Origin of the sequence: Candidatus Lernaella stagnicola (genome assembly GCA_030765525.1) — a bacterium.
Lineage (GTDB): Bacteria > Lernaellota > Lernaellaia > Lernaellales > Lernaellaceae > Lernaella > Lernaella stagnicola.
The window spans coordinates 25,217-48,734 of sequence record JAVCCK010000015.1; the positions used below are offsets into that span (position 1 = coordinate 25,217).

Sequence of the window (23,518 nt, forward strand, 5' to 3'; positions counted from 1 at the left end):
ATCAGCTTTTGGGCGTCTCGGACTGCGCCTTGCGGATCATACGGTCGGTCATGCGCTCGCGAATACCGGGCAGGAATCGCTGCATCAGGTGGATGAATTTGGCCCGTGTCCCCGGAACGATCACAGCTTCGCGGCGTTCCAAGCCGCGGATCATCGCCGTGGCGATTTCGTGGGCCTGCATCAGCCCGGAGTTGCTGTTGACGGCCACCACTTCGGGTGGCTTGGTCAGGTTCGCTTCGCGCCAAAGCGGCGTATCGACTTGGGGCGGACACAGCGAAGCGACGTGGATGCCGTAGCGCTTGTATTCGCTGCGCAAAGCGTCGGACATGCCGACCATGCCGAACTTGGCGGCGCTGTACGCCGCGTAGCCGATCAAACCCACCAACCCGCTCATCGAGGAAACGTTCACCACGAAACCGCCGTGTTCCTTCATGGCGGGCAGCAGCACCGCGCAGGTGTTTCGCGCGCCGTACAAGCTGGTTTGGATCGTTTTGTCGAAACGTTCGTACGACAACTTCTCGAAATACACCGCGCCGCCGATACCCGCGCAGTTGGCCAGAAAAAACGGCGTGCCGAAATCCTCCACCGCCGCGCGTAGTTCCCTGTCCACGGCCAGATGGTCGGTGACGTCGAGATGAATCGCCGCGTGCCGTTGATCGGTAGAGCGTTGCGCGCGTTCCACCGCCGCGAGCGCCTCGTCGCGCTTGGCCTGGTCATCCACCGAAAATAGAAAACAATGGCCGCCGCGGCGGGCGATTTCTTCGGCCATGGCCAGGCCGATACCGCTGGTGCCGCCACTGATGTATGCCGCTTTTCCCGTGAAGTCGATCATTGCTTCGTCCCGGTTGGTTGGTGAGTCGAATCGCCTGGTGTCGAATCCATCCAGGGATTACTGCAAAAGTCGAGGGAAAGCAACCGAAAGCCGGGTGATATCCGGTTCGTTGCCGTTTGACATCGCATATTCGGTTACTAACTTCAAAAGTGAATCAAGAGGCGTTAAAATGACTTATCGTCCCCCCAACGCCGGCGACAACCGTCCTAGTGAATCCATTTCCTTCTCCAACAGTTCAAGAGGTGAACCCAATGGCTGACAAAAAAGCGGATTTGGCCGGCCCGGGTATCGGAACTTACGAAGAAATCGAAGCCGTTCTCCCGACCGACTATGAACCCCTGCTTGGCGTTAAGGAAACACAGGACGCCCTTTTCGCCGCCAAACGCTATATCGAGGAGGGCCTCTGCAAAGAGCTTGGCTTGCGCATGGTGCAGGTGCCGCTGATCGTCGATCGCGATAGCGGCGTCAACGATTACCTCGACCGCGACGGCTCCCGCGGCCCCATTGAGTTTTATATCTCCAACGACCATGAGAAGAACCCGATTCATGCCCAGGTCGTGCAAGCGGCCACGAAGTGGAAACGCGTCGCTCTGAAGATGTTCGGCATGGAGCCGGGCGAGGGTTTGTGCACCGATATGAAAGCCGTGCGCAAGGATTACTTCCTCGACCACGACCACAGCGCGTACGTGGACCAGTGGGACTGGGAAAAGACCATCACCGCCGATGACCGCAACGTCGACTATCTCAAGGACGCGGTGCGGAAGATTTGGAAGGTCCTCAAGGGCGCCGAAGTGTTCCTGTTCGAGAACTTCCCGAAACTGAAAACCGACAAATATCCGGAAATCCCCGATGAACTGGTTTTCCTGCACGCCGAGGAAATCCTCGACCGCTTTCCTGAATTACCGCGCAAACAGCGAGAAACGGCGATTCTCCAGGAGTTCCCGGCGGTCTTCATCATCGGCATCGGCTGGACGCTTAAAGACGGTTACCCGCACGAAATGCGCGCCGCCGACTACGACGACTGGGTCACGCCCACGACGTCGGCAAGCGGCGACCCCATGCACGGCCTCAACGGCGATATCCTGGTGTGGAACCCCATTACGCGCCGCCGCCATGAACTGTCTTCGATGGGCGTGCGCGTGAACGCCGAAACCTTGAAGCGGCAACTGGAAATCACCGGGCAACTCGATTTTCTCAAGTACCCGTACCATCGGGCCATCGTCAACGGCGAGATTCCGCTGAGCGTCGGCGGCGGTATCGGGCAGTCGCGCACCTACATGTACTTGCTGCGCAAGGCCGCGCTGGGCGAAGTGAGCGTCACCGTGTGGCCGCAAGTGCTGCGCGACATGTGCGCCGAGCGCAATATCCACCTGCTTTACTAGCAAACACGCTTTAGACACAAAGGCCCGCCGGGACAAAACCGGCGGGTTTATCTTCGCTTGATCTCGAATCGGGAATTCGAAAAAAATACGGCAACCGTAACCTCGCGCAGCTTCTCGATTCACACACCCGGCACGCGACTCCAACCTATTGGAGGCACGAATGTCAGCGATAAGGAAACGCGATGTGTGGTGGATGATCGGATTGGCCCTTTTACTCGTAACGTTCGTGGCACTGTTTGCCGCTTGCGGAGACGATAACGACGCCGGCGACGACGACAACGACGCCGGCGACGACGACCGCGATCCCGCCGAAGCCGACACCCTGATCATCACGAGCGACTACGGCAATCGATACAACATCTTTGACGGCACGACGTACGAACACCTGCTCACCGTCGAACCGCTTGTCGAAGACATGAACGGCGTGTTGGACGCGACGATCATCAGCCTGGCCGATCAGCACTTCTCGGTTTTCGCTTCCGACACGACAGAGACCGCCCACCCGCAAATATATGCCGCCGACGCCTTCAGCGGTGACGGCGTGTTGCAACTCACGTCGATCGATCGGCCCGGCATCGGCGATATCATCCCCTACGGCAACGGCATCATGTTTATCGGCACGCCCGCTGGTACGACCTCCGTGGTGCTGACCATGGATATCGAAAGCGCCGGCTCGCCTAGCGAATATCGCGGTGCGTCGTTTCGAAAAGCCGTCGATATTTACGATTGCGCCACGACCAAATGGGAAAGCCCGGACTTCTCCGCCGCCGGCTGGCATTGTTGGGACAACGAAGCGCCCGATACCGCGCAGTTCGTTACCGTCATTGCCATCGAGGACGGCGACGACAGCGAGGATTGCGGCGAGATCCTCTGGCGACGCGAACTCGAGGATCCCTCGATCAGCGACCTCTGCTTCATCAACGACGGCACGATGGTCGTGTTCAGCGTCGGCCACGAGTCCGAGGATAAGCAGATCTTCGTCGCACCCGTCGACACCGAAGACAGCGCCGTGGAAATCACGTCTTCATTCAATAACGGGCACGTGCAGAACTTCGATTGCGACCCGACTTCTTCGCGCATCGTGTACAGCGAAATGGAAGTCAATCCGAACATCTACGTGCTGGAATATGAGATCGGCGACGATCGAATTACGATTTCCTCCGACGTGACGCAAATCACCGAGGATGGCGAGTTCCGGCGCCCGCGCTGGGTGAAAAACTAGCACCGACACGATTCAAAACCCGAGACCGGCCGAGTTACTCGTAACTTGGTCGGTTATTTTATTTCGGCTGCGGAAAAACACGTTTTTCGGGTTGATACGTCTTCTTGAAGGTGGCAAATATGAGCCTTGCGGGAGATTGTCTTTGCGTTGACATAGTGCACGTGGAGGAACGTGGGCGATGAAGGCAAAAAACTTCCTTGGTAATCTGATGCGGCCGTGTCGCGCCGTCTTGGCGCCGCCGCGTAAAGGCCGTCACGAAACGCAGCAGGACCCCTCGGAGGTCCCGGCCGAAACCCTCCGTCATTTCAGGACTTCCAAGCCGTTCCAGTAATCTCAAATTTCGATTCCCAAAACTAAATCGGTAACAACTGCGTGCGCGCCGTCGTGTCTCGTGGCGGCGACACTTGTGAGAAGGAATGCGAAAATGACCCATATTCACAACTTTTTTCCGGGCCCCGGCGCCCTGCCGAAGCAAGTTATTGAAAGAGTGAAAGCCGACATCCCCGAGTTCAACGGAACCGGCATGTCGTTGTTCGAATTGTCTCACCGGTCTCCGCGGTATCAGGAAGTCCACGACGACGCCTCAGCGCGGGTACGGCGGCTACTTGATGTGCCCGAAAACTTCAGCGTGTTGTGGCTGCAGGGCGGTGGCAGTATGCAGTTCGCGATGGTCCCGATGAACCTGCTCGGCGGCGATAAGAGTGCCGACTATGTGACCACCGGCACGTGGTCCCAACGCGCCATCCGCGAGGCGACGACTGTCGGGCGGGCGCGCGAAGCGGCTTCCTCGGCCCCGGATAATTTCAACTATGTGCCCAAGCAACTTGATCTGGACCCCGATGCCGCTTACGTGCACATCACCGCGAACAATACGATCCAAGGAACCCAGTATCACCAATACCCCGACACCGGTGACGTACCGCTGGTCGCCGACATGTCCTCGGATCTGATGTGGCGTCCTTTCGACGTGAGCCGCTTCGGTATCGTCTACGGCGGCGCGCACAAAAACCTCGGGCCCGCCGGCGTCACGATCGTGATGATTCGCGACGATATCCTCGAGCGCTGCCGGCGCGATCTACCGACGCTGCTGAGCTATCACACCCACGTCAAATACAACTCCATGTTCAACACGCCCGTCACGTTTGCCATTTACTTCGTGCGCTACACCCTGCAATGGATCGAAGAGCAGGGCGGCCTCGTGGAAATGGAACGGCGAAACCGCGCCAAGGCGAAACTGCTCTACGAAACGGTCGATGAATCCGGCGGCTTCTACCGGTGCCCCATTAAGCCGGAAGACCGCAGCGTCATGAACGCCGTGTTCAATCTCCCGACGCCTGAATTGGAAAACACGTTCATTACCCAGGCCGAGGCCCACGCTATGATGGGCTTGCGGAATCTGCCGATGAGGCCCGGTTGCCGCGTCTCCATGTACAACGCCGTGTCGCTTGATTCGGTCCAGGTGCTGGCCGATTTCATGAAAGAGTTTCAACGCACTCACGGCTAGGCGTGAACAAAATCCACAGGGCCGGCGTCCAGCGGGTCGCGGGCCCTTTTTCGTTGTTCGGCCATCCACCTCTGGGCTCCGAGGCTTCAACACGTTAAGTGGATGCACTAGGACCCCGAAGGCTAGCGCTTCAGCGGATTGGAATCGGTGGGTTTGTACAAATCCAGCAGTTCGCCCTAATTCCACGAACCGAGGATTTGCACGCCTTTTTCTTTCAATACCGCGCCGTCGCCTTCGCCGATCTCGGTGTTGAACACCGACACTGACTTCAGATGCTTCAAGCGCGCCAGCGCCGCCAAGCCCGCGGGCGTGATTTTCGTTTTATTGACGGTCAAAGACTCCAAGCGCGAACCATTAGCCGCGAGATAGGCCAAGGCTTCGTCGTCAACGTCAGATACCGAAAGGTTCAAATCCCGCAGTTCTTTCATCGGCTCGAGCGCTCGCACAACCGCGCTCGTGATTCGCGTTCCACTGATGTCCAAGGTTTCAAGTTTCCGCAAGTGCGGCGCCAGTGCCGCGATGCCCGCGTTCGTGACGGGATTGCCGGAAAGAAACAACTGGCGCAGCTCGGTTTGCGGAGCCAATAGCGCCAGGCTTTCATCAGTCAACTCTGTACGACTTAAATCCAAACAGCGTAAGAGCGGGCAACCGGCAATATCTTGCATCATCCCGGGATCGACACGGTTTCCTGTCAGGTCGAGCTGTTCCAGGTAGGGAAGCTTCATGATCTCCCGCGTTGCGCTGCGACCAAGATGGAGATGCGTGGCCGTAAGCGAACGCAGCGAGCCGCTTGTCCGGAGGTGACGCAGCCCCTCGCCCGGAAAAGGGATATAGGACGGTAACGTTAGGCTGTGCAGGTCGGGCAGGCTTCCCACGACTCGCAAAAACTCTTCGCCCACGAAAAGATTTGAAACGTACAAGTAGCGCAGCGACTTCATCCCGGCGAGCGCTCGCACGGCTCCCGACCCGAGTTCGTCAATTAAGGATTTGTTGAATTCCAATGCACCGATACTCAGCCCGGTGATATTCGTGTTTTGGGAAAGAGAGACTATTAGAGAGTTTGCGTAACTAGAGTTCGTGTCGACGAAGATGCTTTTTTCACCTAAGGAGTTGAGATTCGATAAATGTTTCAGCGACGCAAAGTCGAGACTCGCGGTCGGCGGCCGGTCGAGCCGGATACTCAACGACGGAGAGGGGAGTTCGGCTAACGCTTCCACAATCGCCGGCTCACCCAACTGCGCGAGATTCAAATGCACGCAAACGATTGCCTGCCGGTTGGCGCGCAACCAAGCGGCAATCGGTTCGGCATCGTCCGGAACATCGCGGTAGAAAATCGCATTAGCCGGGGCGCCGCTCGAGGCTTGGCCGAACGGAAGCGTTTCCACCGCGGCAGGGTCGAGGACGGGACGGCCGTTCGCGTCGACGAGAACCGCGCAGCCGAAGGAATTGGTAAAAGCCCAGTCTCCCGGCAGTGTTTGGTAACCCCATTTGGTCGAAGTGCCACATCCCGAATATCCGCCGCTGCAGGCGGTCATACCTACAAGGAACAGAGCGAGAATACTTATGACGATCGTGCCGAATCTTGCCATTCCTGAACTCCTGGAATTCAGGATACACAAAAACCGGCGCCGGCCAAACCCGGCCGATTATCACAAGGCGACGTACGGATCAGTCTTCGTATTTGAACGAGATCTTCACCCGGACACGAAACGCGACAACCTTGTTTTCTTCGACCTTCATGTCCATGGCGCTAACCTCCGCGATGCGCAAATCGCGAAGCGACTCCCCGGCCTTCTCCACGGCGGTGCGGGCCGCTTCCTCCCACGAAGTCACAGAAGAGCCGACAAGTTCGACGATTTTATACGTGCTCATGAATTTCTCCTTTCCGCGTCCGGCGTGGACCACGGATGATCGCTGACGGGGGCGGCGGCGCAAGGATGACGAATTCAATGGATGCAATGCATGGTGTGTTCCCCAAATCCCGACGGCTTGTTAATACATCAAATATAACAACGCGGCGGGCCGAACCTAGTCTCCGGAGGGAAAAAAGGATGCAATCGGTCGTCGCCGAAACAGGGGAAACCGGAATGGCTAATCGCTTGGCGTATTCCGTGTGAGAAAATCGATCAGCAAAGCGTTCGTTTCCTCGGGATATTCTTGTTGCACCCAATGCGAACAGGCGGGGAGGAAGTGAATCTCGTACGGAGCGTCCACGTAGTGTTCCATCCCCTCCGTCAACTCCTTGCCCAAGGCGCGATCGTCTTCTCCCCAGATCACCTGCGTCGGAACGGCGATGTTGGGCGACCTTTCCGCCTTGCGTCCGGACCGGAAATTGCGAAAAGCCGCGCGGTAATAATTGAGGCCGGCCGTAAGCGCTCCCGGTCGCTTCATGGGCTCGGCGAAGGCGGCGATTACTTCGTCGGGAAACATCTCTTTACGAATCGCCCACCCGCGGAACGCCCGCGCGAATTGCGTATCGATGTCCGCGCGCATCAGCCGCTCGGGCAGCCAGGGGATCTGGAAGAAAAACATGTACCACGACCGTCGTAACTGGCGCGGACTACGAAAAAGACGACGCATGAAAATGCGCGGATGCGGCGCGTTGAGAATCGAGAGCGAACGCAGTATGTCCGGATGGTGCGCGGCCACGTCCCAGGCCACCGCACCGCCCCAGTCGTGAGCGATCAGGTGTGCCGGCTCGCCGCCCAGCGCTTTGATGATGCCCACCACGTCGCGACGCAAATGGTCGGCGTGATAGGCCGCCACACCGTTGGGCTTCTCGCTCTCGTTGAAACCCCGCATGTCGACGGCTACGGCGCGGTAACCGGCGCGGGCTAAGGCGCGAAGTTGGTATCGCCAGGAAAACCAGTTTTCCGGAAAGCCGTGCAGCAACAACGCGAGCGGACCGGCGCCTTCGGTCACGGCATGAAAACGGATGGCGTTGGCCGTGAAAAATTCGTGCTGCCAAGCGGGGTCGTTGAATTTCATGTCACCGCATTCTCCCTGAAATTCTAGAGTGAGGGGAAATGTCAATTACGTCAACTGCAACCGCGGTGGGGCGTGGTTAGGTTTCGGCATCAGCAAAAATTTTCGCCGGGAGGAACTCGTGAAGTTTTCTTCGCTGCCGTCTATGCTCGCGGTTCGTTGCGGCGTCCGGCCGGACGAGGAATCCTATCGCTACAAAAAAGACGGGCACTGGATCTCGGTGACATGGCGGCAAGCGCAGGCTGAAATCCGTCACCTGGCCTTGGCGTTTCTCGATTTGGGTCTGAAACGCGGCGACAAAGTTTGCATCATGGCCAATACGAGGCGTGAGTGGGATATCGCCGACCGCGCGGTTACGTCCTTCGGCGGCATTACCGTCGGGATTTACCAAACTCTGCCGGCCGACCAGGCCCAGTACGTGGCCGAGCACTGCGAAGCCAAAGCCGCCGTCGTGGAAAACCAAGCACAGGCCGAGAAGCTCGCCTCGTTGAACATTCCGCACGTGATCGTGATGGACTCCGATGAAGCCGACGCTTCGTTGCTGCGTTTTGCCGATCTGACCGCGCCGCACGAAGCCCGCGAGCAAACCTGGGGCGCAGCATTGGACGAACTTTCCGCCGCGCTCGAAAACGAGGATCCTGCCACCTACGTCTACACTTCCGGCACGACCGGCCCGCCCAAGGGTGCCGTTTTAACGCACGGCAATTTGCTTTCCGAAGCGCAATTGCTAAGCGAGAATCTGCAGGTGCGCGATTCGGACACCGGCATATCCTGGCTGCCTCTGGCGCATGTGTTTCAGCGAGTGTGCTCGAACGCGGCGCTGTGGAGCGGTCTTATCACTGCCTATGCCGAAAGCGTCGAAAAACTAATCGATAACCTGGCGGAAGTGCGCCCGACGATTTTCTACGGCGTACCGCGAATTTACGAAAAGGCCCACGCGGCCATCACCCAACGGGCCGACTCCGGCGGGGCAGCGCGGCGGCGTATCTTCCAATGGAGCGTCGGCGTGGGGCGTCGCATCAGTCGCTTGCGCCAAGAAAAGAAGGTCGCACCGCCCTTGTTACGCGCGCAATATTTTCTCGCACGAACCCTCGTGTTCAACCGGGTCAAAAAGGTTTTTGGGGGCAGGGTGCGGGTGGTGTTTTGTGCGGGTGCGCCGGTGGCCGCGCCGGTCCTCGAATTTTTCCACGCGGCGGACCTTCTCACGCTGGAGGGCTACGGAGCCACGGAAACCACCGCGGCTCTCACCTTCAACGTGGAAGGCGCCTACAAATTCGGCACCGTCGGCAAGCCCTTTCCCGGTCAGGAAATCAAGTTGGCCCAAGACGGTGAAATCCTGGTGCGCGGCTCCCTGGTCTTTATCGGCTATTTCCGGGATGCGGAGAAAACGAAAGCGGCTTTGAGCCCCGAGGGGTGGTACGCCACGGGCGATATCGGCGAGTTGGATGAGGAAGGCTTCCTGAAAATCACCGACCGCAAAAAGGACATCATCGTCACCTCCGGCGGCAAGAACATCGCGCCGCAGAACATCGAAAACGCGCTGAAGCAAAGCCCCTATATCAGCCAGGCCATGGTGTGCGGAGATAAGCGAAACTTCTTGACGGCCCTAGTCACGCTGGACGCCGACGCCTTGCGCCCGTGGGCCGCCGCGCATCATTTGACCGCCGACGACTGGCCCGCATTGTGCCGCCACGACGCGGTTCGATCGCTGCTCCAAGCGGAAATCGACGCCGTCAACCAACGCCTCGCTCGCTTCGAAACGATCAAGCGCTTCCGGATCGTTCCCGACGAGTTCGCCGTCGAAGGCGGCGAGCTGACGCCGACCTTGAAGGTCAAGCGCCGCGTCGTGAACAAACGGTACTGCGACCTCATCGACGGAATGTACGACGATTAAGCTGCCGTGTGAATGCGCCGTACTGCGGTCGCGCCGCGTTCGAATACACCGGCCGAGCGGCAGATTTCGTGCTTCGCATTCAGGCGCGCCAGATTCATCGTTAGCGCTTCTTCCAAACCGCCGGTCAGCGTGACCAAAACGAGCTTGGCGTGCAACGTGCCGGATTCGATCAAGTCCCGCGCTTCCTGCAAAACACGCCGCGCGATTTCGTCGTGCTCGCCCAGCGCCGGCAGGTCCCAATGATCCTTGCGCAGCTTGTGCGGCGCGGCGGCCATCAGGCGATCGCGCAACTTCAGCAACGCGGCGGCGTTGGTCGAAATCTCCGGGCAGAACCGGAAAATAGCGTCTGTCACCAGGTGTGGGGAGTCGTCAGACTCGGCCACCAACGGCCCTCCGGGCAACTCCTGGGTTTCGTAAAGCTCCGGAATCATTGACTTAGCCGTCCAAGCGGGCCGGGCGCCTTCGTGCAGCGTCAGCAGCAAGTCGGCGTTGATTCCGGGCTGGTAGCGGTCCAGGCCACCTACGAACAAAAAAGCGGTTTGAGTACTCATTTTCCTTCCTCCCGTGGTTTTGCTTCCCGTTTATGCCACCTATAATGAGCCTCGGTAGTGACAGGATAGGTCACGCCTTTTTCCAAAAACGGGAGGTCGGCGCATGCGCGGCGATAAAGCAATTCGTTTGCTCAAGGAAATGATGTACCTCACCTCCCGCTTCGGGAAGAGCCTGGTGGACATCCAGGAATACCTGGTCGAGGAGGGCGTCCACGTTCATGCACGCACAATTCGTCGTGATCTCGCCGAGTTGGAGGTGGCCGGTCTGTGGGTGGAGGTCATCAAGCGCGACGATGGCGAGACGGTCTACCGCATCGAAGGCGATATGCGGATCGACACGAAATTCAATATTCGGGAAATCGCGGCACTGATTTTTTCGTTGAAAAAGATGCAAACGCTGCAAATTTCGCCATTTGGGGCTGATTTGGAGTCCGTTTTGGACAAGATTCTCGCCCAAACGCCGCCGCGAGTCGCAAAAATCGCGCGGGAATTGCACTATGCCTTCGAGCCCTTGGAAACGCAGTTCAAAAGCTATCTGCTCCCGGCCGATGAGTCGAAGGTGATGACCCTAACCGAGTCGATCTACACCCGTCACGCCTTGCACTTTGTTTATGCGAACATCCGGGGCGACGCGAAGGAATACGACGTGTGGCCCATGAAAATGGTGCAATTCCGAGGCAGTTTGTACGTCTACGTGTGTCGGCCCGGCGAGGCGGAAAAGCCCTTCGTGTGCGCGGTCGACCGAATTCGCAGCATCCACAAACTTGAGGACCGCTACACCGAAAACGATCTGCGGAAGGCTTCGACAAGAATTTCTCAGATGCGCGAGCGAGCGTTTGGACTGGTGGACGACGGCGTGCTCAAGCATTACCGCATCCACATTGCGAAGCGCCTGGCGCGTTACATTGCCGAGCGGACGTGGCACTCGTCGCAGGAAATCACGACGCGGGAGGACGGCTCGATCTTGCTCGAATTCACCGCGTCGGGGGCGTACGAGGTGGAGGCGTGGATACGATATTTAGGTGACGCCGTCATAAAAGTACGGTCTGAAGACGTAGAATCAGACACATTGGGAGACCAATCGGCGACGGACTAGCGACTGAATGGTCGTCGATTATGTCCGAAGACATTCATTTGTCACCGTTTTGCAGCAATTGCTGCTGCATTTTTTCGACTTCTTCCTCGAGGGTCTGGCCCTTTTTCGAGATCAAAACTTTCCACTTGATCGACGGGTCGATCATCTTGTCCTTGATCAATTGCTGCACCGCGAGGTTGACCTGGAAGATGGTGCCATAGCGGGCGCGGTGGTCGGCGATCAACCCGACGATGGGTTCCTTGAAGCCGGCCTCGCTGATGAGTTCGCGTAGTCGCTTGTCGATTTTCTTGTGGGCGTCCTCCCGCTCGGAAGCCAAATACATTTCGCGACCCAGGATGGGTTTGCAGTATTCCTCCCACTGCTCTTCGTCGGCAAAGCCGGCCAGGAGATCTTCGCGGCTTTCGACCAGGGCGGCGATGTTGGATTCGCGGTCGATGATCAAGGTGACGACCTGCTTGTCGTCCTCGACCTCGATTTCAGTTTCCGTATCGACCTTCGGCGGGACGATCAGGTCTTTCTGGACCTTAAATACGATCAAGGTCTGGGCGATGATGAAGAAGAACAGCAGGATGAAAATCAGGTCCTGCAGGTTGAGCTCTTCGTCTTCGATAATTCGTTTCATATCCGCTTCCTTCGCGGTGCCTAGTTGCTGTACATGGATTCGATGGGAATCGTGGAAATTTCGTCGTTGATCTTATCAACCTTGGCCAGCAACGCCTGTCGCAGGATGGAACCCAAAATCTTGATTACCACGCCGAAGACCGAGGTCATGATGGCGATCATGATCGAGTACTGCAGTTCGCTGAAGGTGTCGGGACTCATTTGCCCCTCGGTTTGAATCGCCTCGGCGGAAACGGCGAAGGCCAGGATCAGCCCCAGCAGGGTGCCGAGAAAACCGACGATCGGCCCGAGGCCCGAGAGCGTGGTGATCGTGTTGATCGGTCCGGCAAAGCGGTTCATGTAGTTTTCGATCTTGGCCTTGAAGTATTGCTCGAGCATGAATTGCTGCTTGAGCGCATTGGGCAGCATCGCCGCCACAATCTCCGTGAGAATATTGCTCTCCACGGTGAGTGGATCCGATTTATTGCGAAACACCTGGATGTCGGCGCGAGCCTCGGGATTGGCAAGCACTTTTACCAAACCCCGCCGTTGGGATTCGCTGTAAAAGTTTCGTCGGTTAAGTAGAAAGACGCCGTAGTACACGTAGTTGACCAAAAGGATGATCGTCATGGCGTACAGGAGGAACACGCAGACTCGACCGGCGGCGCCGACCATTGGCTTGAACTTGGCGGCCAACACTTTGCTTTCAAGAATCGCCGGGCTCATCAGCGCGATGACCAGCAGCACGACAATCAGCGCGGCGATCACGATCACGTTCGGTTGTTTTATTCGCTTCGAGAGACTCGTATCGGACTGTGACATCGATTCCTCCACCGATGGTTTTGTTATTTGTCTTTCGGCTTTTCGCCGCCTGATTTCTTCGCTTCGCCGACTTCCGGCTTGGCGTAAAGCGTTACCGAGTCGCTAAGCGTTTCCACGACGAAACGATTTTCGCTCGGGTCTGAAACGATTTTGAACTCGATCGGCAGCGCGCCCGAACTGCCCGTATCCATCGTGTACTTGCCGGGCGGCAAATAAATCTCGAAACGATTGGGCCGCTGCTCGGTCAGCTTCTCGGTCGTGACGATGTAACGCTTCAGGCCGCGCAAGAAATCCGCCTGCGCCACGGCGAGGTAGTAGTCGCTCGCGGTGCCTTTCTGCGACGCGAAGCGAACTTTCTGTTCCATCACCTTGGCCACCGAGGCCTGCGAAATGTTCTTGCCTTCGATCGTCACGCGGACCGTATCGGTACGCGCCCAGTTGCCCAGGCTCTCGGTGAGCCAGAAGCGAATCGGGCGGCGGTCCTGATACGTATCGATCTTTACCGTCACGGCCTCGACGGTCGGGTAGACGGCCTTGGCTCGTTTGATCCAATCGTTGGCGGCGGCCGCGAACCCCTCGTATCCCTTGGCGACCGCGTAGAGCGCGAAGGCTTCACCAACCAGCGGCGCGAGCGGATGCGCGGAGCCGGCGTCGACGATGTCGGATGACGTGCCGATGCGGTCCAGGTCGAGGCGCGCGGAACGTTCGGCTTGCTTGAACATCAGCGGATGCTCGACGTGTTTGTAAATCATGTATTCGATCTGCTCGACCATCTCCCGCTTTTGCCATGGATCGCGCGTGCGGCGCAGTTCTTCGATGAGCCGGCAGATGTCGCTGTTAACCCATTCGAGGTTGAGATTAAGCAGCATGGGAGCCGGGGGCGCGACGTCGGGCGCGGCATCGGTTACCGGTGCGGGCGGGGCGTCGTCGGCATCGCCGCCGTCATCCTGCGCCAAGCCGATGGACGCGATAACGAGCAGCAGGGCCAGGCCGATAGTCAGAATGCGAATCGTGTGCTTGTTCATGTCGCCACCCCTATTCCGCCGCCGCGGCCTGACAGACCGGGTCGTAGCGCAGCGTCAGTTCGCGGGCTTCAATTGCCTCGCCGAAGCGGCGCAAGTAGTTGACGTGGTTTTGGTAGACGCGGCAGAACTCCGCGTCGTTGACCGGGGCGCGTCCGCCGTGTTTCTGGAGCGTGGCTTTGAAGGCGCGGGTCGAGGCGAAAAGGCAGATTTCCTTGTAATTGTCGAAGGCGCGTCGGTTGCGGCGGGCGTTGGAGGCCAGCTTGTCGGCGGCGTCGGCGATCAGCAGGAAGGTCGTCTCCTTGCCCTCCCAATTAAAGCCGGAGTTGAAGACGAACTCTTTCAGCGACACGACACTGCGGTGATCCTTGCGCAGATGGTGGAAGTACTCGAGCCCCGTGAGGTTCGAGCCGTAGCTTTTCTGCAATTGCGCGATCAACTCGCTGCTGTCCATTTCGTAGGGATATTCCTCGCGGCGGCTGTCGGCCTTGGCCTGGTTGATTTTGGCCATGACGTTGAGCCCCTCGTAGGCGTTGGTGAAGCCGATTTTGTAATACGAGACCAGCTTCTCGTTGTCTTTGCTGTTGTAGAGGCTGCACAGGTAGGCCACGTCGGCATTGAGCACGGCGCGCGCCTTGTTGGTGCGAACGCGTTTGAGCGCTTCGTTATAGAAGTGCAGCGCCTTGGTGAAATCGGCTTCGGTCTTTTCGCTTTGATCGTATTTTTCGCGGTGCCGATTGGCTTTGTATTTGTACATTCCCACGACGGGGTTGTTGTCGAAGTAGCTCAGTTCGTGCAGTTCGGTCATCCAATCTTTGAACAACTTCAGGTTACTCTGGCGCACTTCGCTGTCGGCCTTAGTCGGGTCCACGAGTTCGAAACGATCGGCCAGCATGCGCAGGTACGCGGCCAAGAGCCGGGCGCGCCCGGGGGCGTCCTCGCTTTTCAGCACGCGCTCGATCACTTCGTCGCGGAAATCACGCGACCAAATCAACAGATTGTCCGAGAGCGTCTCACGCGCGAAATTCTCTTGGGCGTGCAGGTTGCGCATCGCTTCCCACATTTCGTTGAGCGCGTCGTACTCGCGTTGCGCCATGTCCGCGCCGTCGCTCAAATGATCCAGGGCCTGCATACGCGCCACGCCGAGGTTGAACGAGGCTTCCTCGGAATAGCTGAAGGCGATGGAGTTCTCCAGGTATTTGACCGCGTAGGTCAGATCCACGCCCTGTTTCGTCTTTTCGTATTGCCGCAGGTGTGCCATGCCACAGTACTTATAGATGATGTGAGCGCCCGCGTCGGCATCGATGGCGTCTTCTTGACCTTGGCACATCGTGGCGAGCTGTTGGTACTCGCCGGCCGAGTACAGAGCTTTGTACGACTCCCATTCGGCGGCCGCGAGGCCGGTGAGCAGGAGCAGGAGAACCAGACTTCCAATTAGAACGCGTCGTTGCATGAGTTTTGTTTCACTCCGTTTCGCGATTCATCAAACCAATCTAATTGCCGCGAATCCACGCGGATTGAATTTTGTCGCTGCCGCACAGCAAGCGATAATTACCTGCGACGACATAGCCGGTTTTGCCCTGGCAGCGGTACTGCAGATGCGCGACCGGCCCGGTCGAGGGCAGCTTGATCCAATTGATGGTGCCGCCGGAGCCGCTGTCGGTGTTCGACTTCTTTTTTCCGCCCAGGTCTCCCAGCGCTTTGGACCCGGCACCGGTGTCTTTGGCCTTGGGTGTCGAACCGATTCGCTTGAGCTTCGAGGTTCCCTGACTGTCTTGCCGCACCGGTTTACGGCCGACGTTGGACAGATTGACCGACGAGTTGTCCGTCGCTTTGCCGGTGGTATTGGCGAAGCGCCGACTGATGACGCCGGCGGAATTGTCGCTGTCTTTCACGGCGTTGAGTTGCGAGTTCTGCAGATCGCGAGCCAGATCGGTTTTCGGCTGGTCGATTTGCAGTTCCTTCAGTTCCTGCTGGTTGTCGAGGTCTTCGAGCTTCTGCTCCATCTGATCCATCGGTTTGGGCGTGGGCATGGGCTCGTCTTCCGGCGGCGGCGTCGGTTCGGGCGTCGCTTCCGGTGGTGGCGGCGGCGGCGTGCGTTCGGGCGGCGGCGTCATCATTTCGGGCATTTCCACCATGGCCAGCAACTCTTCGTCGATCACCGCGGTGGTGATGCGGCCGAAGACGCCGACAAACAGCGCAAAGACCGCCAAGTAGACGTACGTTTCCTTTTTTCTGGCCGTTTCGGAGAGCCAATCTTTGAGCATCGTGCCGTAGCCGGGTTTGTTTCGCTCGGGCGGCAGGTGCGGAATGATCTCCCGCGGATCGACCGGGCCGTCGTCCACCATGATTTCGAACAAGGAGTTGTTGGCGTCCAAATCGAAATCGAAGTGAATCGTAACTTGTTCGATTTCGAGGGGCGACAAACTTTTGTCGAGTTGATCGAGGAATTTCTTTTCAATCATAAGCGGCCTGTTTTCCTCCGATCACTGCGGGTTGGCCAGAAATTGCTGCAAAACCGAATCCTGATGAATCTTGTACCCGGCCAGCGAAAAGCCACTGTAAAGACGATACACCCTGTATTCAAGATCGGACCGCAGCCGGTGAACCTGCGTCCGGAAGCAGCAATTGCAGACGATCACCCCGTAGCCGACGTAAATGCCCACCGTCGTTTCGCCGATGTATTCACTGAAAACGAGGATGTCGCCGAAGGTGACTTCCAGGGGGGCTTCGATGCGTTCGAGGTTTTGGGCCAGGTACGGCTCGAGCCCGTGGACCGATGAATCCACTTTCCACGGCACCTGCAGCGTGTCTTGCAGGAACTTGCGGTCGGAAATGAAATTCGTCCCCTTGCGCATGTTCTCCAGAACCTTTTGGGAGATGATCGCGCCCTCGAGATTTTGCAGGCGGTCGAGGGCTTCGACGCGCAGGTCGGCGGCGGAGATGCCGCAGGGGCCGGGGGTGATTTCGAGATCGAGGATGGTCGAATAGCCTCTGCCGATTCCTTGGAAGCTGGTCAGGCGGTTGAATTTCACGTCGTAGAGGCAGTTGTTGTCGGCATCGGGAAGGGAAACGTGGTTCCAGGCATACGCGCTGTAGAGGACGTATTTCCCGTTTTCGTTTTTCCGGAATTCGATACCGCGCTGCTTCTCGGCATAGTCGAGAGATTTGGCGAACAGGTCGTAGGTCGGCGGTCCTTTAAGTTCGGAGACATACCGGCGCGTCGCTTCCGGGTCGTTGCCGGGCGGCTGGACGGAGGGGTCGGAGACCTCAGTCGGCGCCGCGGGATCGGTATTGACGTTCTTCTTCGCGCACGCGCCCAGGGCGAGCAACATCGCCAAACAAAGGACGACGATCCACGTTGTTTTGTTAGTAAACCACATCACCAGGACTGGTTCTCCTTTCGTCGCGCGTGACGCCGATGAAAAAGCGCACCGTCGGATCGCCGACGCCCGAGAGCAGGCCGGCACCGACGCCCACCGTGAGCGCGGTGAAATTCAGTCGCTGCCAGTACTTGCGGTACGCGACCAGAATTTCCGAGTAATCGAGATCAGGCTCGCCGAAGGGCGTGGCGACCTGTGTTCGTGTGGCGGAATCGAGCAACACTTGCTGCGAGCGGCTGACGCGGAACACCGAGCCGAGGTTGAAGGATATCTCGTCGCCGACCGTCAGGTTGAAGAGTTCCGAATCGCCGGGATTGACGTAGTATTTGTAGCCAAGGTTGGTCGTGACCGTCCACCAGCGGCGGCCGAGGTCGACAATGAGCGCCGGGTGCAGCGTGACGCCCGCGTCGGAGGCGAAGGAGTTCTCCTGGCCGGAGATGGGCACGCCGACGCGGAACAGCGCGGCGACGCCGAGGCACTTTTGCCGGCGGTTGAGGATCGTGAATTTGGAATCGAAGCGCAGATCTTCCATCGCGAAGGTTTCGAGCCCCTGGTCCAATTTGAAATCGTCTTCGAATTGCCCGTTGATCTGCCGGTAGGGGATCAGCGGCGCGGCGAATCCCAAGTTGGCGATGTGGAACAGCCCCACGGAATAGAGGAGTTGGGCGCCGACCTGGTTTTGGACGACGTGTTGGATTTCGCCGTTATCGCGCAACCGCGCCACCGGGGCGACGGCGTCGTCGGCGTACAGCCCGTAGTGCATGCGCCCCATGCCGAGCGGGGCCGAGCCGTAGGTCCAGATGATGCCGCTGTCATCCACGACGGGCAGGAAGTAATGGACGTTCTTTTCCAGCAGATTTTGGGCTTGCGCACTTTGGCCGAAAGCCAAAACGAGCGCGATGGTCAAAACAAGTCGCCGAGCAGTCAAACGGCTATCTCCTGAGCGTGCAATTTGTTTGTGGTTCGACAGCGTATCTTCACTTCGGGAACAGTCATCGTAACGACGATCCGCAGCCACCGCCAACTAGATCACCATCACCTTCGTCTTCGTCGCCTTGGTCGTCGTCGTCGGCCGGCTCGCCGGTGTCCGTGTCGTCGTCGTCGTCATTGAAGCCGCCCGGCGGAGGGGCGGTATCGTCGTCGCCGGCAGCGAAACATTCGTCGGCGGTCTCGTCACAGATTTCATCTTCGGCGCAAGGGTCGCCTTGAGAGCGGCACTCGTCAAGTTGCTCGTTGCAGGTTTCTTCACCGTTGCAGAACAGGCCGTCGTCAAAGCATGGTTCGCCGGTGTTGAGGCACTGCAGCGTTTCTTCGTCGCAGAATTCTTCGCCGTTGCAGAAAAGCCCGTCGTTGGGGCAGGGTTCGCCGGTTTGATCACACGCGTCGATTTGTTCGTTGCAAATCTCGTCGCCGTTGCAGAACAGGCCGTCGTCTTCGCAGGGGTCGCCGATGTGCAGGCAGATATCCTGCTGCTCGTCGCAGGATTCGTCGCCGTTGCAGAACAGGCTGTCGTCGACGCAGGGCGGTTCACCGCGCGAGCATTGGTCGTCCTGCTCGTCGCACAGTTCCTCGCCGTTACAGAAGACGTTGTCGTCGGGACACGGATTGCCCGACTGCCGGCATTGTTCGGATGACTCGTCGCACCATTCGACGCCGGAGCAGAACAGGCCGTCGTCGAGGCAGGGGTTGCCGGAGCGCGTGCATTCGTTAGAGGACTCGTTGCACAGTTCCTGCCCGTTGCAGAACACGCTGTCGTCCGGGCAGGGGTTGCCGGTATGCAGGCAGGTGTCGTCGGTGTCGTCGCAAACCTCCGCGCCGGTGCAGAACAGACCGTCATCCAGGCAGGGGTTGCCCGTCGTGCCGCAGGACTCGGAGCCCTCGTCGCAAAATTCATTGCCGTTGCAAAAGAGGTTGTCGTTCGGGCAGGGGTCGCCGGTGTGACCGCAGGAGTCGTCATTTTCGTTGCAAAATTCGGTGCCGTCGCAGAAGACGAGATCGTCGGGGCACGGGCTACCGGTCCGGGCGCAGGTTTGGTTCGCCTCGTCGCAATATTCGAGACCGTTACAGAATTGGCCGTCGTCGGTGCAGGGATTCCCGGTCTGTTGGCAAGTGTTTTGCACTTCGTTGCAGGATTCGTTGCCGTTGCAGAACACGCCGTCGTCCGGGCACGGGTTGCCGGTGTTGACGCAGGCGGCGGTGCCCTCGTCGCAAAATTCGTCGCCGTTGCAGAATTGCCCGTCGTCCGTGCAGGGGTTGCCGGAATTGACGCAGACGTCCTGGAACTCGTTGCAGCTTTCATCGCCGTTACAGAACACGCCGTCGTCGGGGCAGGGGTTGCCGGTTGTGCCGCACTCGTCATCCAGTTCGCTGCAGAACTCCGAGCCGTTGCAGAATTGCCCGTCGTCGGGACAAGGTGTGCCCGTGTGCGTGCAGACGTCGCTGCCCTCGTCGCATTCCTCGCTGCCGTTACAGAAGAGTTCGTCGTCGGGACACGGATTGCCGGAGCTGGTGCAGATGTCCTGGTTGTCGTCGCAGAATTCGGCGCCGTTGCAGAATAGGTCGTCGTCGGGGCAGGGGTTGCCGCTGTGCAGGCAGGCGTTTTCGAGTTCGTCGCAACTCTCGTTGCCGTTGCAGAAGAGTCCGTCGTCGGGACAGGGATTGCCGGAACTCGTGCACTCGTCCTTGTCTTCGTCGCAGAACTCGTTGCCGTCGCAGAACAAGCCGTTGTCGCCGCACGGATTGCCGGAATGATCGCACTGCTCGAGCGTTTCGTTACAGCTTTCAGCGCCGTTGCAGTACAAGCCGTCGTCGCCGCACGGGTCGCCGGTGTGCTCTTGGCAAAGCGCGTCGAGGCAGGTGTCTTCGCCGTTGCAATACACGTTGTCTTCGCAGGCGCGGCCGTCGGCGTTGGTCCATTCGTCAAACGCTTGGGAGACGTTGCAGACCTGGCACTGGTTGTCCGGATTGATGCTGCCGTTGGGATAGCATTCGCCATCGATGAGGCAACCGCCGTTTTCGCAGGTCTGAATTTCCAGGGTAAAGACGTAGCCGTCGAGCCAGACGTCGCTGTCGACGAACACGTAGTAGGTGCCGTTATCTTCGGCGACAAAGACCACGCGGCTGTGGTTCATATCGTCGTAACTGTCGCTGCACGCCACTTCGGCGTCGGGATCACCGCAGGTGCCCCAACGAACGTACAGGACTGTGTCGGGCTCGGGGAAGTCGTCGCCATTAAGGTCGATCATGTAACTGGATCCCGCGAAGCCCTCATAGTAGTAGACGATATCCGGACCGCCGAACAAACCGCCGCCGCCGCAAGAGCCGCCGTAATCGTTGTCGTCGGAAAGATCGAGCCCGCCGTTGAAAAGCGTCGGGATCGTCGGGATTTCTATCGCCGAACCGCAGTCATTTTTCGCCGTGGGCGCGTTGCACGCGGGATCGTCCCCATCCCCCAAGTCGAGCAGACGTTCTTTGTCGGAAGTCAACGTATACGAAAGCTCCAGGGGATACGCGGCCCCGGCGTCCTCGACGACCACGTGCACCTCGTTGTCCACCGCGGCGAGGGCGGCGGGCAACTCGCGCCCCTTTGCGTCGATGGCGACCAGGCCCTGCATCGACAAGATCGGACGGTTGGCAAAGCTGAGTTCCAGGCCCGCCGGTGTTTCGGTTAAACTCGCGCGCGAGGCGTCGTGCAGCGGCAGAATCACTTCCAGCGGGTCCCACCCGACCGGCGCGTGGCGAATCGTCAAATGGTGTTCGACGCCCGCCTCGTGGGATAGGAAGCGTTCGGTCAACGCGCCTCGATCGTACACAACGGTGCAAAGCGGAGGCTCGACATCGGCAGGGGCGCAGTGGTAATCAAACACCAGCGGCGTTTCGACCGATTGCAGATCGTCGCCGCGACCCAGATACTGGGTCACAATGGAAAAGCCCCAGTTTTCGCAAGGGCCGGTACCTTGATAGGTAACGCGGTTTTTGGCGAACAGGTTGAGCCAAAACGCGGCCTGATTGTTGACGAGGACGCCCTGCGTGATTTTCTTAGCGGTAGTAACGGGGTTTTCGGACGCGATGGCGTCGGTATCAGGTTCGGCTGCGGCGGGGTGAATAAAATCGCCGGCGAAGTAAGGACCGAGGATGGTCAGGAGGGCAAGGGCCGGCAGCAAAATCGTAAACGCAAAGGTTCCGACGGATTTTGTCATGGCTTTTGCTCGATCGGGTAACGTGGTACCGCTTTTTCGTCGTGCGATGAAATGGTGGCAGATTCGATCCCCAAACCCGAAAAACCGTGGTCATTCGCACGACTTGGTTATCAGACGGCGCACTATACCATTTGGGTGGTGAACACGCAATTCCCGCGCGCATGCCAAGCGGCTGGGAGTGGTCGCGTCGGGCCGGTTGGAGCTTTGCTTTCCGAAGCTAATGAGCGCTTGCATGTAAATAATGTTTTATGCGATATAGTGCATTATTATTCAAAAGGGGAAATCGATGAGCGATACGGAGAAACGACGTCGCGTGATCCGCGAATTGGTAACACGCCACCGCGTTACGACCCAAATCCAGCTTGTGGAAATGTTGGCCGAGCGGGGTGTGAATTCCACGCAGGCTTCGGTTTCGCGCGATATTCACGCGCTGGGCTTGATCAAGGTCCAAGGGGCTTATGCGCCGCCGGCCAAAGCGGTCGGCCGTGTGGACCTGGCTCGCGGCCTAGGCGGTCGTGTCCACGAAGTGCGGCGCGCCGGCGACAACCTGTTGGTGTTGCGCACCGATCCCGGTGAGGCGGCCATCGTGGCGCTGACCCTCGACGGGGCGCAACTATCAGTCGTTGCCGGGACGATCGCCGGTGATGACACGATCATGGTCGCTTGCGACGGCAAAGCGGCGCAGCGGGAAATTTTGACTATCCTCGGCAAGCATCTGCCGGATGTTGTGTTGCCGGGTTGAAGGAGCACTGAATGTCGCACGACGAAATCAAAACGATTGTGCTCGCCTACTCCGGCGGGCTGGATACATCCATCATCATTCCGTGGCTGAAAGAGAACTACGGGTGTCGCGTCATCGCCTACGCCGGGGACGTGGGGCAAGGTGAAGGCGAACTGGCGGGTCTGGAAGAGCGCGCTTTGGAAACGGGGGCCGACAAGGCCATCGTCGAGGATCTGCGGGAAGAGTTCTGCTCTGAATATATATTCCCGATGATGCAGGCCGGGGCGATCTACGAGCGACGCTACCTGCTGGGAACGAGCATTGCGCGGCCGGTCATCGCCAAGCACCTGATGGAGGTGGCCGAAGCCGAAGGCGCGGATGCGGTAGCGCACGGCTGTACGGGCAAAGGAAACGACCAAGTGCGCTTTGAACTCACGTTTAAAGCGTTCAATCCGAAGATCCCCGTCATCGCGCCGTGGCGTTTTTGGGATATCCGTTCGCGCGAAGACGCCATCAACTACGCCAAGGAACGCGGCATCGCGTTGGTCAACATCGACGAAAAGAAGATCTACAGCCACGACCGCAACCTCTGGCACTTGTCCAGTGAGGGCGGCGAGTTGGAAGACCCGTGGGAAAGCGCGCCGGACAGCGTGTTCGAGATTACCGACGACCTACGACAGGCGCCGGACAAGGGCGAGGAAATCATCATTGGATTCGTCAGCGGCGTGCCCGTGAGTGTTAATGGTGAAGAGATGTCGGCCGCCACGCTGATCACGCGGCTGAACGACCTGGGCCGGGTGCACGGGGTCGGCCGGGTGGATATTGTCGAGAATCGCCTTGTGGGCATGAAGTCGCGGGGCGTGTACGAGACGCCGGGCGGGACGATCTTGTATGTCGGACACCATGAAATCGAAAGCCTGGTGCTCGACGCGGACACGATGCATTTCAAAAACCAACTCGCGCCGAAATATGCCGAACTGATCTACAACGGTCTTTACTTTACGCCGCTGCGCGAAGCCTTGGACGCCTTCGTGCGGGAGACGCAACACAACGTCACCGGCGAAGTAAGGTTGTTGCTGTACAAAGGTAACGTCATGGTGCGCGGGCGCCGTTCGCCCTATTCGCTGTACCGGGAGGATTTCGCCACCTTCGGTCAGGACGATGTTTACGACCAAAGCGACGCGGAAGGTTTCATCAACCTCTACGGCCTGCCGATCAAAGTCCGGACCTTGATCGAGATGGAGGGCGGCGAGGCGATGGCGGGATACAAAGCGCCGAACTATTCCAAGTTCAAAAGGGATTGAT

At 58.6% G+C, this 23,518-nt stretch carries 20 protein-coding genes; 7 read left to right on the forward strand and 13 right to left on the reverse strand.

What is annotated here, in order from left to right; translation table 11 throughout:
- Position 1 precedes the first annotated feature (1 nt).
- A complete protein-coding gene (locus tag P9L99_07105) occupies positions 2-832 on the reverse strand; it encodes an SDR family NAD(P)-dependent oxidoreductase (GenBank protein MDP8223109.1) in 831 nt (276 codons plus the stop codon).
- A 251-nt stretch (positions 833-1,083) separates the two neighbouring features.
- Here P9L99_07105 and asnA point away from each other — a divergent pair, with 251 nt between their 5' ends.
- The 3 genes from asnA (at position 1,084) to serC (ending at position 4,940) form a co-directional block, all read left to right on the forward strand.
- Positions 1,084-2,214, forward strand: a complete 1,131-nt coding sequence (asnA, locus tag P9L99_07110; GenBank protein MDP8223110.1) for an aspartate--ammonia ligase — start codon at positions 1,084-1,086, stop codon at positions 2,212-2,214.
- A 160-nt stretch (positions 2,215-2,374) separates the two neighbouring features.
- The gene (locus tag P9L99_07115) at positions 2,375-3,436 is read left to right on the forward strand and encodes a hypothetical protein (GenBank protein MDP8223111.1); all 1,062 of its coding nucleotides are present in this window, start codon (positions 2,375-2,377) and stop codon (positions 3,434-3,436) included.
- A gap of 424 nt (positions 3,437-3,860) precedes the next feature.
- On the forward strand, positions 3,861-4,940 hold the full coding sequence (serC, locus tag P9L99_07120) for a 3-phosphoserine/phosphohydroxythreonine transaminase (GenBank protein ID MDP8223112.1): 1,080 nt from the start codon (positions 3,861-3,863) through the stop codon (positions 4,938-4,940).
- A 176-nt stretch (positions 4,941-5,116) separates the two neighbouring features.
- Here the strand turns inward: serC and P9L99_07125 are convergent, their stop codons facing one another.
- The 3 genes from P9L99_07125 to P9L99_07135 all read right to left on the reverse strand — a co-directional run bounded on the left by P9L99_07125 (position 5,117) and on the right by P9L99_07135 (position 7,928).
- Complete coding sequence (locus P9L99_07125; GenBank protein ID MDP8223113.1) at positions 5,117-6,529, reverse strand: hypothetical protein; 1,413 nt, start codon at positions 6,527-6,529, stop codon at positions 5,117-5,119.
- Between the two features lie 79 nt (positions 6,530-6,608).
- The gene (locus P9L99_07130) at positions 6,609-6,812 is read right to left on the reverse strand and encodes a dodecin family protein (protein ID MDP8223114.1); all 204 of its coding nucleotides are present in this window, start codon (positions 6,810-6,812) and stop codon (positions 6,609-6,611) included.
- Between the two features lie 219 nt (positions 6,813-7,031).
- Positions 7,032-7,928: an alpha/beta fold hydrolase gene (locus P9L99_07135; protein MDP8223115.1), complete on the reverse strand. Its 897-nt coding sequence runs from the start codon at positions 7,926-7,928 to the stop codon at positions 7,032-7,034.
- 118 nt (positions 7,929-8,046) lie between these two features.
- On the opposite strand from P9L99_07135, the gene P9L99_07140 reads away from it, so the two are divergent.
- Positions 8,047-9,819 (forward strand): long-chain fatty acid--CoA ligase, encoded by a 1,773-nt coding sequence (locus P9L99_07140; GenBank protein ID MDP8223116.1) that lies wholly within the window; start codon positions 8,047-8,049, stop codon positions 9,817-9,819.
- Here P9L99_07140 and P9L99_07145 read toward each other — a convergent pair.
- Positions 9,816-10,370: a hypothetical protein gene (locus P9L99_07145; protein MDP8223117.1), complete on the reverse strand. Its 555-nt coding sequence runs from the start codon at positions 10,368-10,370 to the stop codon at positions 9,816-9,818. The two genes, P9L99_07140 and P9L99_07145, sit on opposite strands and share 4 nt — an antisense overlap.
- 103 nt (positions 10,371-10,473) lie before the next feature.
- On the opposite strand from P9L99_07145, the gene P9L99_07150 reads away from it, so the two are divergent.
- Positions 10,474-11,466 carry a WYL domain-containing protein gene (locus P9L99_07150; protein ID MDP8223118.1) on the forward strand — a complete coding sequence of 331 codons (993 nt, stop codon included), beginning with the start codon at positions 10,474-10,476 and terminating at the stop codon, positions 11,464-11,466.
- Between the two features lie 34 nt (positions 11,467-11,500).
- Here P9L99_07150 and P9L99_07155 read toward each other — a convergent pair whose 3' ends face one another.
- The 8 genes from P9L99_07155 to P9L99_07190 form a co-directional block, all read right to left on the reverse strand.
- Positions 11,501-12,088 (reverse strand): biopolymer transporter ExbD, encoded by a 588-nt coding sequence (locus P9L99_07155; protein MDP8223119.1) that lies wholly within the window; start codon positions 12,086-12,088, stop codon positions 11,501-11,503.
- A gap of 20 nt (positions 12,089-12,108) precedes the next feature.
- Positions 12,109-12,888, reverse strand: coding sequence for a MotA/TolQ/ExbB proton channel family protein (locus P9L99_07160; GenBank protein MDP8223120.1), 780 nt, complete (start codon positions 12,886-12,888; stop codon positions 12,109-12,111).
- A 23-nt stretch (positions 12,889-12,911) separates the two neighbouring features.
- Positions 12,912-13,913, reverse strand: coding sequence for a hypothetical protein (locus P9L99_07165; protein MDP8223121.1), 1,002 nt, complete (start codon positions 13,911-13,913; stop codon positions 12,912-12,914).
- 10 nt (positions 13,914-13,923) lie between these two features.
- Positions 13,924-15,363 (reverse strand): hypothetical protein, encoded by a 1,440-nt coding sequence (locus P9L99_07170; protein ID MDP8223122.1) that lies wholly within the window; start codon positions 15,361-15,363, stop codon positions 13,924-13,926.
- A 40-nt stretch (positions 15,364-15,403) separates the two neighbouring features.
- A complete protein-coding gene (locus P9L99_07175; GenBank protein MDP8223123.1) occupies positions 15,404-16,375 on the reverse strand; it encodes a hypothetical protein in 972 nt (323 codons plus the stop codon).
- A 21-nt stretch (positions 16,376-16,396) separates the two neighbouring features.
- Positions 16,397-17,293, reverse strand: coding sequence for a hypothetical protein (locus P9L99_07180; protein ID MDP8223124.1), 897 nt, complete (start codon positions 17,291-17,293; stop codon positions 16,397-16,399).
- On the reverse strand, positions 17,280-18,221 hold the full coding sequence (locus tag P9L99_07185) for a hypothetical protein (GenBank protein MDP8223125.1): 942 nt from the start codon (positions 18,219-18,221) through the stop codon (positions 17,280-17,282). The genes P9L99_07180 and P9L99_07185 overlap by 14 nt, the downstream gene beginning before the upstream one ends.
- 64 nt (positions 18,222-18,285) lie before the next feature.
- Positions 18,286-21,492 (reverse strand): hypothetical protein, encoded by a 3,207-nt coding sequence (locus P9L99_07190; protein MDP8223126.1) that lies wholly within the window; start codon positions 21,490-21,492, stop codon positions 18,286-18,288.
- A gap of 286 nt (positions 21,493-21,778) precedes the next feature.
- On the opposite strand from P9L99_07190, the gene P9L99_07195 reads away from it, so the two are divergent.
- Positions 21,779-22,234: a hypothetical protein gene (locus tag P9L99_07195; GenBank protein MDP8223127.1), complete on the forward strand. Its 456-nt coding sequence runs from the start codon at positions 21,779-21,781 to the stop codon at positions 22,232-22,234.
- Between the two features lie 11 nt (positions 22,235-22,245).
- Complete coding sequence (locus tag P9L99_07200; protein ID MDP8223128.1) at positions 22,246-23,517, forward strand: argininosuccinate synthase; 1,272 nt, start codon at positions 22,246-22,248, stop codon at positions 23,515-23,517.
- Position 23,518: the final 1 nt, after the last annotated feature.

Coding starts and splice junctions, on each gene's coding strand:
- P9L99_07150 (MDP8223118.1), top strand. CDS start 10,474: ATGCGCGGCGATAAAGCAATTCGTTTGCTCAAGGAAATGATGTACCTC.
- P9L99_07155 (MDP8223119.1), bottom strand. CDS start 12,088: ATGAAACGAATTATCGAAGACGAAGAGCTCAACCTGCAGGACCTGATT.
- P9L99_07105 (MDP8223109.1), bottom strand. CDS start 832: ATGATCGACTTCACGGGAAAAGCGGCATACATCAGTGGCGGCACCAGC.
- P9L99_07190 (MDP8223126.1), bottom strand. CDS start 21,492: ATGACAAAATCCGTCGGAACCTTTGCGTTTACGATTTTGCTGCCGGCC.
- P9L99_07125 (MDP8223113.1), bottom strand. CDS start 6,529: ATGGCAAGATTCGGCACGATCGTCATAAGTATTCTCGCTCTGTTCCTT.
- P9L99_07170 (MDP8223122.1), bottom strand. CDS start 15,363: ATGCAACGACGCGTTCTAATTGGAAGTCTGGTTCTCCTGCTCCTGCTC.
- asnA (MDP8223110.1), top strand. CDS start 1,084: ATGGCTGACAAAAAAGCGGATTTGGCCGGCCCGGGTATCGGAACTTAC.
- P9L99_07200 (MDP8223128.1), top strand. CDS start 22,246: ATGTCGCACGACGAAATCAAAACGATTGTGCTCGCCTACTCCGGCGGG.
- P9L99_07180 (MDP8223124.1), bottom strand. CDS start 17,293: ATGTGGTTTACTAACAAAACAACGTGGATCGTCGTCCTTTGTTTGGCG.
- P9L99_07165 (MDP8223121.1), bottom strand. CDS start 13,913: ATGAACAAGCACACGATTCGCATTCTGACTATCGGCCTGGCCCTGCTG.
- P9L99_07195 (MDP8223127.1), top strand. CDS start 21,779: ATGAGCGATACGGAGAAACGACGTCGCGTGATCCGCGAATTGGTAACA.
- P9L99_07160 (MDP8223120.1), bottom strand. CDS start 12,888: ATGTCACAGTCCGATACGAGTCTCTCGAAGCGAATAAAACAACCGAAC.
- P9L99_07135 (MDP8223115.1), bottom strand. CDS start 7,928: ATGAAATTCAACGACCCCGCTTGGCAGCACGAATTTTTCACGGCCAAC.
- serC (MDP8223112.1), top strand. CDS start 3,861: ATGACCCATATTCACAACTTTTTTCCGGGCCCCGGCGCCCTGCCGAAG.
- P9L99_07115 (MDP8223111.1), top strand. CDS start 2,375: ATGTCAGCGATAAGGAAACGCGATGTGTGGTGGATGATCGGATTGGCC.
- P9L99_07130 (MDP8223114.1), bottom strand. CDS start 6,812: ATGAGCACGTATAAAATCGTCGAACTTGTCGGCTCTTCTGTGACTTCG.
- P9L99_07175 (MDP8223123.1), bottom strand. CDS start 16,375: ATGATTGAAAAGAAATTCCTCGATCAACTCGACAAAAGTTTGTCGCCC.
- P9L99_07145 (MDP8223117.1), bottom strand. CDS start 10,370: ATGAGTACTCAAACCGCTTTTTTGTTCGTAGGTGGCCTGGACCGCTAC.